Raw genomic sequence first — 11,842 nt, forward strand, 5'->3', positions numbered from 1 at the left:
ATGGCTATTTTTATACCTCAGATACTAAAAAAGAGCTATTTTATATGTTATCAAATGTAAACAGCTCTTTTTGTAAGCCTTTACTAAATAAATATAAGATTTATTACCATTTTTCTAAAGTGATATCAGCTCCCAATTCAAAATGATATTTAATGATTCCTAGGTCTATATTGCTATACTTACTTTCCTTTACTTCGAATCTAGGTTTTTCGCTTTCTAATGTTATCATAAAATTCTGTTTATTCATTGCAGTAGGTGCAAGTAATACGGCTTCCATACCTTTTTCAAACCAAGCAGGCATATCCGTACTAACATTACACACTTGAGACATAGGTTTAGATTTATGTGCTGTACCTTGTGTAACTCCATATCCAATTGCCAGTACACATACCAATGTTTGATTATCTTTAATAATAGCCTTACACTTTCTTTTTTTATATGTTACTGCAACCCAGCACGTATTTAATCCCAGTTGTTGTGCTTTTAAAGCGATACGTTCACCATAATAACCTAGTTTTTCATCAAGCTTATCTCCAGTTGGTCCCACTAGTGCAATGTAATTTTTAACATTGCGAAAGCCTCCATAGTGTGCCATCAGACCTTTGAATACATTTTCATCATCTGTAATGAGTTGTATATCTAAAGAACCTTCCTTATTGCAGAGAGCGATTTCTTCTGTCAATGTTTGAATCTTATTATTTTCTATTTTTTTATCCTGATAGTTTCTAACAGAATGGCGGTTTATCATAGCCTCATAAATAGTCATTTTATTTTTTCCTTTCCAATTTAGAGTATTCATTCTAAAATAAATCTATTTTTGTTTCTAGAAGTGTTTCAGTCAATGCTCCCCAATCGCCTTCATAGTGAAAGCCTTTCATGTTGGCCATAGCAGCAAGTCCATGTGCTGTTGCCCACATGACGATTAAATTATTATGAATATTTTCTTTTGGTACTTGGATATGCTCCATACATTGTGTTGCTATTTCTTTAAAAATAAGAAAAGGTTGAAAATCTCCTTCAAATGAATCTTCTGTCAATCGTATGTTATAATCATCATTATCATAGATAAAAGTGAAATAGTGTGGATTTTCTGCAAAGAAGTTCACATATGATTTTCCTAAGCTTAGAGATAGATAATCTTTAGAAGTATTCAGATTTTCAGTTAATGCTTCACAAAACTTTTTCGTAACATAATTCTTCATTTCTGACAGTAGCTGTTCTGCTGTAGTAAAATGATTATAACAGGCAGTAGGTGATACACCTACTCTTTTTGCCAGCTTTCGCAACGAAAAATTTCCCTTGCCTTCTTCATGAATGAGAGCTAACCCACCTTCAATCAATTCTGTATGCAGGTTGCCGTGATGGTATGGTTTCTTTTTCAATATGAGCCTCCTTATTAAATATTAACACATGTTAACATATTTATAGCATAGCACCTATATTAACATGTGTCAATATTGAGATGAAGATTTATTAAGTCACCTAAAATTGTAAATTGACTTATCATATTGTTATTATTTTTTTATCTAGTCATATGTATTTTTGAATAAATAATACACAAGTAATTAAAAACAGAGAACTAAGGATGCTTTAGATAGAGTATTTAATCATGTAGGTAGAGGGTTTTGAACATTTTAAAATGTTATTTATAGTTAAAGAAGAATAAGAATATAAGTTGATATAGAAAATGTCAGTAGAGCCTATAAACACAGGATATACTGACATTTTCTAACTTGTGAAATATAATCAAAGTTTATATAACAAAAAATTATTACAAAATAATAATATTCTACTTAATATGTAGTGATTTACAGACTAAATAATTTCTTTCAATTCAAGCAGACTACTTATTTCATAAGTTGGTGCATAGCTAGTATTATTTATACTGTTATTGGAATTTAGCCAACAAGTATCTATTCCTGAATTTATTCCTCCTAAAATATCCGATGTCAAACTATCACCAATCATTAACACAGAAGATTTATCATCACAATCAAATTTTTTAAGAGCATATTTAAATATTTCAGGATTTGGTTTTGATATTTTTAATTCTTCAGACACAACAATTCCATCAATATATTCTTTTATTTCTGAGTTCTTAAGTCTTCTGTTTTGAACTTCAGATATTCCATTTGTTATTATAATTATTGTGTACTTTTTCTTGAGATATGATAACATATCGACTGCACCTGGAATTAAGAATGTACATTCACCTAAAAAACTTAAGTACATTTTACTAAGAATTTTAGGGTCAGTATCTAATTTCATTTCATCTGCAAAAAGTTTAAATCGAAGTAATTTAAGTTCATCTAAAGTTACAATATTTTTTTCAAGGTCAAGCCAAAGTTTATCACTTATATTTCTATATATTTTTATGCATTTCTCATAATCAAGTCTCAAACCAAACTTAGATAGAAGCCTTTTAAAAGCATGTGATTCACTCTTCTTAAAATCAAATAAAGTATCATCTGCATCAAAAAATATAAATTTATATGTTTTCATAAGTTTTATTCCTTTATAAGATAACTGCAAAAATTACTTTGCTTTCACTATCTGAATTATTTTGCCATTTGTGTTTCGTTCCTAAAGGAACTTTAACACTATCGCCTTTAAATAGAGTAAATTCATCATCATCCATAAAAAGTTTGACTTCTCCTTCTAAAACATATGCAATCTCATCTCCATTGTGAGTAATTCTATCTACACAAGAAGAAGTATTTGGAGCTAAATCCATAATTGCAAACTCTAAATTACTACTAGAGTCTGGAATTAAAACTTCATATACAACATCATTGCTTCCAGGTAAAATAACTTTTTTTCTACTATCATGTCTTACTATTAAGCTTTTTTTGTCTACCTCAGATACAAAAAATGTAAATAGAGGAACATTTAGAGAAGAGGCTATAGACTTTAATGAATTTACAGATGGATTAGCAAGGCCTCTTTCTATTTGGCTTAATAATGATGGTGTAACATCAGCTAGTTTTGCTAAATCTCGAATACTTAAATTTTGTTTTTTTCGAACTTCAGCTATTTTTTCTCCTAAATTTAAATCATTCATATGAATATCCCTTCTTTTTCATTTTAAAAAATATTACCCTAAAATAATCAAATAAAAGATTATACAGTATGAAATTATTATAACATATTGAATGGATTTTTGAAAAAATAATGTTCAATCTAATTGAATAAATTAAAATATAATTGACAATAGGATACAGAATACTTAAAATATATTTAAATAAAATTAAATTAAGTAAAAAATAATTAACTTATGATAGGAGGGAGTATTATGCAAATAACAACTTTTGGAGCTATATTTGGCTTATTAGTAGCAATTATTTTAATTATAAAAAAATTTCAAGCTGTTTATAGTTTAATGTTAGGTGCATTTATTGGAGGAATAGTTGGAGGAGCAAACATAACACAAACTGTAGATTTTATGGCAACTGGAGCTATGAATATCTCACCATCAATTCTTAGAGCTTTAGCATCAGGTGTATTAGCTGGAAGTCTAATAAAAACAGGGGCAGTAGATAGGATATCAGAACAGATTGTGAAAATATTAGGTGAAAGGAGAGCTTTGCTTTCAATTGCTGCTTCAACTATGGTACTTGCTGGAGTAGGAGTGAATTTAGATGTATCTATAATAACAGTAGCACCTATAGGCTTATATATAGGTAGAAAATTAAATTATTCTAAACTATCAATACTCTTAGCAATGTTAGGAGGAGGAAAAGCAGGTAATATAATATCACCAAACCCCAATACTATAGCAGTGGCAGGAAATTTTTCTGTCAATTTATCTAGTGTTATGATTGCAAATATAATTCCAGCAATTGTTGGAGTTGTGATTACAGTTATCTTGGCAAGTATGTTAACAAATAAAGGTAATAAAATAGAATCATATGAAATCTTGGAGCAAAGAGAGGATTTGCCAAGTTTATTTAAATCATTATGTGGTCCAATTGTGGCAATCTTATTATTGTTTTTGGGAAATATATCTCCAATAGTCATAGACCCTATGATAGCTCTTCCAATAGGGGGAATAGTAACTTTAATTGTTACAGGAAATTTGAACAATTCAAGAGAGTATTTAGCTTTTGGATTATCTAAGATGCAAGGAGTTTGTATATTATTACTTGGAACAGGAACTATTGCAGGAATTATACAGGTGTCTGAATTGCAACAGAGTACGATAAATATACTACAATTTTTAAATATGCCACAATTTTTATTAGCACCAATTTCAGGTATACTTATGTCATTAGCAACAGCATCATCAACAGCTGGAGCTACTATAGCATCATCAACTTTTTCTGATGCTATAATAAATGGTGGTTTATCGCCTATTTCAGGTGCATCAATTGTAAATGCAGGTTCTAGTGTATTTGAGCAATTGCCACATGGTTCATTATTCCATACTAGTGCAGGAAGTATAAATATGGATATAGGAGAAAGATTTAAATTAATTCCATATGAAGCATTAATAGGTATAGTAATGACTATAGTTTCAACAGCTATTCAATTAATCCTATAATAAATACAAATATTTAATGAAAAAGTAGGATTTTGTTATTAAATATTGAATTTAATAATAAAAAAGAAGATTGGAGTTTTAAAGTGAATAAAAAAAAGATAGTTATTATGGGTATTATTTATTCTTTTTTAGTGGTATTTTCACTTACAAATATGTATGTAAATACGGAATATAATCTAGATGTATTTGAATATATTAAAAAATCACTGCCATTTACAAAAGAAGAAAAAGAATGGTTAGAAGGACATGAGAATTTGATGTATAGCTCTGACCAAAGTTCTCCTCCTTTGAGGTATAAAGGTAATGAAGATGGACAATATAAGGGAATTATTGTTGACTTAATGAATTCTCTGTCAATTCAAATTGGTAGAGACTTTTATTTTAAGCCAAATACTTGGTGGAAAGAATCTTTCGTAAATTCGGTAGATGATAGTATCAAATTCTTTGATTTAATTCCATCAAAGGAAAGGGAAAAGAAATTTATATTTACTGACCCAATATATACTTTGAGTGCAAATATATTAAAAGATAAGAAATCTCAAAATATAAATAGTTACATGGATTTAAAGGGAAAGACAATAGCAATACCAGAAGGTGACTATTCTATAAATTTTTTAAAGCAAAAAGTTGGAAATATAAATATAGTATTAACTCCAGATATAAAGACTGGGGTTAATCATTTAATGTCAGGAAGGGTAGACGCAGTTGTAGGTGATGAGCCAGTATTACAATATTATATAAGCAATTATGGACTTTCAAATAAATACAATATTTTAACTAGTCCTATTTATACTAAAAAGGCTGTTCTTGCTGTACCTAAACAATATGAAGAATTGGTCAGTATTTTAAATAAAGGAATTTTTAAACTTCAAAAAAATGGTGTATATAAAGACTTAAAGAAAAAATGGTATCCTACATATAATGATGTTGATGATGTATTGTATGAGAGAGGAATTGTACCAAGTATTTATCTTTTTATAGGTATAATCTTAATATCAATTTATATATTTTATAGCTATACATATTTATTAAAGATAGAAATAAAAAGAAAAACAGAAGAAGTACTGGAAAATAAAAAAACTTTAGAAGCTACATTTAATAGTATTACAGATATAATAATGCTTATAGATGAAAATTACAACATAGTAGAGTCTAATAAAGTTCTATGTGATTTTGTAGACGAAATAAGTTATAAAAGAGAAGATTTAATTAACATGATAAAGGGAATTATTGAAAATACATTTTCTGACAATGCACATAAAACAAATGAAATTGAATTACATAATAAGATTTTAAAGATAAATACTTTTCCTGTAGAATATAAAAAAAATAATATTGAGTACATAGTGGTTCTCATTAAAGATATAACGAATGATAAAATAGTAGATGCAAAATTACTTAGAGAAAATAAAATGATATCTATAGGGCAGCTAGCTTCTGGTGTAGCACATGAGATAAGAAATCCTTTAGGAATAATAAGAAACAATTGTTATCTTTTAAAAGATAATGTTACAATGGAGGAAGTAAATGACTGTGTAAAATCTATAGAAAGCAATGTAGATAGAGCAAGTAATATAATAACAAACTTGTTAAATTTTGCAAGGATATCAGACGATAATCTAGAAAATATAAATATAAGAAGTTTTATTGAAAATATAGTCAATCTTCAATATAAAATCTTACAGTTAAAGAATATTGAAGTAAAAATAGAGTGTGATAAGAATTTAGTATGCTATATAAATGGAGAATCATTGAAACATGTATTTATAAATTTGATTTCTAATGCAGTAGATGCAATACATGAAAGTGGGAAGATTATTATAGATTGTTATGTAGAAAATGGTTACTTGTTTATAGATTTTAAAGATAATGGTGAAGGAATAAAAGAAAATGCTTTGAAGGATATATTTAATCCTTTCTATACTACAAAGCCAATAGGTGAAGGGACTGGTTTAGGCCTATATATTACTTATAATGAGATTAAAAAGAATAATGGAGATATAAGTGTAAAAAGTAAATTGGGTATTGGAACTTGTTTTCATATAAAGATTCCACTAAATAAAGAGGTGACTATATAATGAAAATACTAGTAGTTGATGACGAGTTAGAGTATGGAACGGTAATGAAAAAAATTCTACAAAAGAATGGATATCTTGTAGATATAGCAATAAGTGGGGAAGAAGCTATAAATATCATTAAAAAAGATAAGAATTATGACTTGGTTTTATCTGATGTTATGATGAAAAATATGGATGGAGTACAGCTATTAGATAGAATTAAATCTATTAATAAAAGTATAGAAGTTATATTAGTTACAGGATATGGAAGTATTGAAAATGCAGTAGATGCTATGAAAAGAGGTGCTCTATCTTATTTTATAAAGAGTAATCCTATTGAAAATTTATTAGAAGAAATTGAAAAGGTAAAAGTAGTGAAAATGTCGTTTTCTACACAAAAGAATAATTTAGAGTTTACTTTAGAATCCAAAAATAGAAATTTTAATGATGTCATAAAAATAGCAGAAAAAGCTGCTTGTAAAGATGTTAATATGTTAATTTTGGGGGAGTCTGGTGTAGGCAAAGATATACTAGCTAGGTATATACATAGTATAAGTCCAAGACGAAATCAGATATTTGTGCCTGTAAATTGTTGTGCTTTTTCAGAAAATTTATTGGAGTCTGAGTTGTTTGGTCATGAAAAAGGTTCTTTTACAGGAGCAGTGGATAGTAGAAAAGGTAGATTTGAACTTTCGAATAAAGGAACTTTATTTTTGGACGAAATAGGAGATATACCTTTAAATGTTCAAGTAAAATTACTAAGAACACTGGAAGATAAATCTATAGAAAGAATAGGAAGTAATAAATCAATTAAAGTTGATTTTAGGTTAATTTGTGCAATGAATAAGGAACCAAAAGTAGAAATATCAAATGGAAGTATAAGAGAAGATTTTTTTTATAGGATAAGTACAATAACAATAACTATACCACCGTTAAGAAGTAGAAGAGAAGATTTAAATACACTTATAGAATTTTTCTTAAATAAGTACCAAATTGAACATGATAAAAAGGTATGTTCAGTTGATAAGGAAGTAATGGATTTTTTATTAAATTATAATTATCCAGGAAATATAAGAGAATTAAAAAATATAATAAATAGGCTTGTAGTTTTAAGTGAAGAAGGTAATTTATCAAAAGATAATTTAAATTTAATATCAAATAATGTGCATATAGATGATAAAATAAGTATTAGGCCTCTAAGGGAGATAAGAAAAGAATTTGAGTGTGAGTATATTGAAAAGGTTTTATCTTTATGTGGAAATAATGTTTCAAACACAGCTAAAAAATTGGAGATTAGCAGAAGACAATTAACTAATAAAATATCAGAATATAATATCAAGTGAGAAAAAAACTTCTCATTAAGTGAGAAAAAAATTTCTCAAACTTTATTAAAAGATAAGCAGAAAAATCTGTTTATCTTTTTTTATTATAATTTTTAAAATTAAGATTTACAATAATTATTGCTAAATTCAATACTTATAAAGATTAGAAATGAAAATATCTATGACATCAATATATATAATATAGATTTTAAATAATTGGCATAGAAAATGCTTTATATATGAATAAACATAATAACAAATACTTTTAATTGCGATTAAATATATTAAGGGGGATTTTCATATGAAGCTAGAGCTAGGGAATATATTTATAAAAAATGTTGAATTTGGAGAAAAGACAGAAGTAAAAAATGGAGTACTATATGTGAATAGTAAAGAAATAGAAAAGATAGCCTTAGAAGATGAAAGGATTGTAAGTGTAAATGTTGAACTTGCAAGACCTGATGAGTCAGTAAGAATAGCTCCAGTTAAAGATGTGATAGAACCTAGAGTTAAAATTGGAGATGACAGTAAAATATTTCCTGGAATTATAAACAAAGTAAAAACTGTAGGGAGTGGAAGAACGCATGTACTTTTAGGAGCCTGTGTTGTAACTTGTGGAAATATAGTTGGCTTTCAAGAAGGTGTAATTGATATGAGTGGGCCTACTGCTAAATATACACCTTTTTCAAAAACAAATAATGTATGTATTGTTATAAAGGCAAAAGATGGTATAGGTACTCATGATTATGAAGAAGCAGCTAGAATTGCTGGATTGAAAATAGGCGCATATATAGGTGAAGCAGGAAGAGAAGTTGAGCCAGATGAAATAATTGTATATGAGACAAAACCATTATTAAAACAAGTAAAAGAATATCCAAATCTACCAACAGTAGCATATGTTCATATGTTGCAATCACAAGGGCTTTTACACGATACCTATTATTATGGAGTAGATGCTAAACAAATAGTTCCTACTTTTATGTATCCAACTGAAATAATGGATGGAGCTATAATATCTGGAAACTGTGTAGCACCATGTGATAAGGTTACCACATTCCATCATTTAAATAATCCAGTTATACATGATTTATATAAAAGACATGGAAAAGATTTAAATTTTGTAGGTGTTATTTTGACCAATGAAAACGTATTCTTAGTTGATAAAGAGAGAAGTTCTGATATGGTAGCAAAATTAATAGAGTTTTTGGGTGTTGATGGAGTACTAGTTACAGAAGAAGGTTATGGAAATCCAGATACTGACTTAATGATGAACTGTAGAAAGTGTAGTGAAGTTGGAGCAAATGTGGTTTTGATAACAGATGAATTCCCTGGAAAAGATGGAAAGAGTCAGTCTATAGCAGATGCTACCAAAGAAGCAGATGCAGTTGTTTCTTGTGGTCAAGGAAACTTAGTGGTCCATTTTCCAGCAATGGAGAAAATTATAGGAACTTTAGAATATGTTGAAATGATGATTGGCGGGTATAAAGGATGCTTAAATGATGATGGAAGCATGGATGCAGAGTTACAAATAATAATAGCTTCAACTATAGCAAATGGTTATAATCATCTGACAGCAAGATATTATTAAATAAATGGTTGAATATAGAGTTTTGTTAGAGTAATCATTGGTCTAATTAATGTAATAACTATAAAGTGATTTGGAGGGTTAAGAGATGAGTAAAATCAGAGTGGTTCATTATATAAATAATTTCTTTGCTGGTATAGGAGGAGAAGAAAAAGCAGATATTCCGCCAGAGAAAAGGGATGGAGTAGTAGGACCTGGAATGGCATTTCAAAGTAAATTTGACGATGATGCAGAGATAATTTCAACTGTAATTTGTGGAGATACTTATTTTGGTGAAAATATTGAAAGTGCAACTCAAGAACTTTTAAAAATGATAAAAGACGAAAAACCAGATTTATTCATTGCAGGACCTGCATTTAATGCAGGTAGATATGGAGTAGCTTGTGGCGCTATTTGCAAAGCAGTTGAAGAGGAGTTAAATATTCCAGTAATTACAGGAATGTATAAAGAAAATCCTGGTGTAGATATGTTTAAGTTAGATTTACACATAATATCTACAGGAAATTCGGCAGCTAGTCTTAGAAAGGTAGTTCCAATAATGACAAAGCTAGGTCTTAAATTGGTTAGAGGAGAAGAAATAGGACCTCCTGAAGAAGAAGGATATATAATGAGAGGAATAAGAAAAAATTTCTTCCACGAACTCAGAGGTTCTGAAAGAGCCATTGATATGTTGGTTAAGAAGATGCAAGGAGAAAATTTTGAGACTGAGTATCCGATGCCTGAATTTGACAGAGTTACACCTATGAAACCTATTAAGGATTTATCTAAAATAAAACTTGCACTAGTAACTTCTGGAGGGATAGTTCCAACTGATAATCCAGATAAAATTGAGTCTTCAAGTGCTACTAAGTATGGAATTTATGATTTAACAGATATGAGTTCTATGTCAAATAAAGAATTTACAACTATACATGGAGGTTATGATAGAGCATATGTTCTTGAAAATCCTAATTTGGTTGTGCCATTAGATGTAGTTAGGGAGTTTGAAAAAGAAGGTGTAATTGGAGAATTAGCAAATTATTTTATCACTACCACAGGAACAGGAACAAGTGTTGGAAATTCTAAAAGATTTGGGGAATCACTTTCTAAGAAATTATTGGAAGATAATGTTGATGCTGTAATTTTAACATCTACATGAGGCACTTGTACTCGTTGTGGAGCAACGATGGTAAAAGAGATAGAAAGAGCTGGTATAGCAGTTGTTCATATTTGTACTGTTGTACCAATATCACTTACAATAGGAGCTAACAGAATTGTTCCAGCAGTAGGAATACCATACCCACTTGGAAATCCTAATTTAGGAGAAGAAGAAAGTAAAAAGATTAGAAAGAATATAGTTTTAAAAGCTCTAAATGCCCTAAAAGAGGATATAGAAACTCAAACAGTATTTGAATAATAAAAATATAACACAACACTTAGATTAAAAAGATATCATAAAATAGTTTTTGAAATTATTTTATGATATCTTTTTTATTATACAAATTGAAAATAGTAAAAATTATTTGTACTGCTTAAATTAAATTTATAAAATGATAAATTAATTTACTATAATCTTGATACACAAATTTAAATTAGATATACTATGAAAAGTGAGGTTATTACATTTCGGAACATCTATTCAACATATTAGAACAGATTAATTGAATAGAAAAAATTAACTTTATATAATAATTAGAATAATAACAAGAAAGAAGGTGTATATATTGATTTCAATTGCAATTTGTGATGATGAATTATATATGCTAAATCATCTAAAAGAAAATATACAATCATATATGAAGTAGAATAATCTATCATATAATATAGATATTTTTGATTAAAAAATAGCTACGCACACTTGTGACTTTAGTCGTGAGTTAGTCAATATAGTTTACTTATAAAAATAGTTTTTATTTTGTACTATTAAGGAATAATATCCATAGATATATTTATTTGTAATTAACATATCTATGGATATTTATATGTAGTTTTATAAGAGTATTATTTATAAGTCTGTATTAATAATTTTTATACTGATGTAGTATCAATTTAAGATTATCTATACACATAAAAAAAGAGATTTTAAAATCTCTTTTTTATTCTTATATATTAATTGTTTTTTAAATTTATATTCTTTGCATCGGATTTTCTAATAGCCAAATCAAATCCTCTAAATCTAATCACTATAGGGTCATTAAGAGGAGCTATCTTTTTAACTTCAACCTCAGTGCCATCTATTAATCCTAAAGCTAGAAGTCTCTTCATAAGTTTTTCATTACCAGCTATATTGTCTATAACTCCCTTTTGTCCAAGTTTCAAATTGTAAACAGTCATTATTAACACCTCCTAATGAAAATCA

General features: G+C 28.2%; 10 protein-coding genes. 5 read left to right on the forward strand and 5 right to left on the reverse strand.

Going from position 1 to position 11,842, the window contains the following annotated elements; translation table 11 throughout:
- Nucleotides 1–103: 103 nt before the first annotated feature.
- From ACTG44_RS09240 to ACTG44_RS09255, 4 genes are all read right to left on the reverse strand, one after another.
- On the reverse strand, nucleotides 104–766 hold the full coding sequence (locus ACTG44_RS09240; protein ID WP_479921623.1) for a nitroreductase family protein: 663 nt from the start codon (nucleotides 764–766) through the stop codon (nucleotides 104–106).
- Between the two features lie 34 nt (nucleotides 767–800).
- A complete protein-coding gene (locus ACTG44_RS09245) occupies nucleotides 801–1,382 on the reverse strand; it encodes a TetR/AcrR family transcriptional regulator (RefSeq protein WP_021384511.1) in 582 nt (193 codons plus the stop codon).
- 433 nt (nucleotides 1,383–1,815) lie between these two features.
- On the reverse strand, nucleotides 1,816–2,502 hold the full coding sequence (locus ACTG44_RS09250; RefSeq protein WP_479918664.1) for a YjjG family noncanonical pyrimidine nucleotidase: 687 nt from the start codon (nucleotides 2,500–2,502) through the stop codon (nucleotides 1,816–1,818).
- 13 nt (nucleotides 2,503–2,515) lie between these two features.
- Nucleotides 2,516–3,061 carry a helix-turn-helix domain-containing protein gene (locus ACTG44_RS09255; protein WP_021384563.1) on the reverse strand — a complete coding sequence of 182 codons (546 nt, stop codon included), beginning with the start codon at nucleotides 3,059–3,061 and terminating at the stop codon, nucleotides 2,516–2,518.
- 231 nt (nucleotides 3,062–3,292) lie between these two features.
- Here ACTG44_RS09255 and ACTG44_RS09260 point away from each other — a divergent pair, with 231 nt between their 5' ends.
- The 5 genes from ACTG44_RS09260 to grdF all read left to right on the forward strand — a co-directional run bounded on the left by ACTG44_RS09260 (nucleotide 3,293) and on the right by grdF (nucleotide 10,900).
- Nucleotides 3,293–4,540, forward strand: a complete 1,248-nt coding sequence (locus ACTG44_RS09260) for a GntP family permease (protein ID WP_479921624.1) — start codon at nucleotides 3,293–3,295, stop codon at nucleotides 4,538–4,540.
- 83 nt (nucleotides 4,541–4,623) lie between these two features.
- Nucleotides 4,624–6,618: an ATP-binding protein gene (locus ACTG44_RS09265; RefSeq protein WP_021384532.1), complete on the forward strand. Its 1,995-nt coding sequence runs from the start codon at nucleotides 4,624–4,626 to the stop codon at nucleotides 6,616–6,618.
- On the forward strand, nucleotides 6,618–7,940 hold the full coding sequence (locus ACTG44_RS09270; protein WP_479921625.1) for a sigma-54-dependent transcriptional regulator: 1,323 nt from the start codon (nucleotides 6,618–6,620) through the stop codon (nucleotides 7,938–7,940). Before ACTG44_RS09265 ends, ACTG44_RS09270 begins: the two co-directional genes overlap by 1 nt.
- Before the next feature lie 280 nt (nucleotides 7,941–8,220).
- Nucleotides 8,221–9,507 carry a sarcosine reductase complex component B subunit alpha gene (gene grdG, locus ACTG44_RS09275; protein ID WP_479918668.1) on the forward strand — a complete coding sequence of 429 codons (1,287 nt, stop codon included), beginning with the start codon at nucleotides 8,221–8,223 and terminating at the stop codon, nucleotides 9,505–9,507.
- A gap of 85 nt (nucleotides 9,508–9,592) precedes the next feature.
- Nucleotides 9,593–10,900 carry a sarcosine reductase complex component B subunit beta gene (gene grdF / locus ACTG44_RS09280; RefSeq protein WP_479921626.1) on the forward strand — a complete coding sequence of 436 codons (1,308 nt, stop codon included), beginning with the start codon at nucleotides 9,593–9,595 and terminating at the stop codon, nucleotides 10,898–10,900.
- A gap of 692 nt (nucleotides 10,901–11,592) precedes the next feature.
- Here grdF and ACTG44_RS09285 read toward each other — a convergent pair.
- Nucleotides 11,593–11,817 carry a FeoA family protein gene (locus ACTG44_RS09285; protein ID WP_021384566.1) on the reverse strand — a complete coding sequence of 75 codons (225 nt, stop codon included), beginning with the start codon at nucleotides 11,815–11,817 and terminating at the stop codon, nucleotides 11,593–11,595.
- Nucleotides 11,818–11,842: the final 25 nt, after the last annotated feature.

The sequence above is a fragment of the Clostridioides sp. LIBA-2809 genome (genome assembly GCF_056688965.1).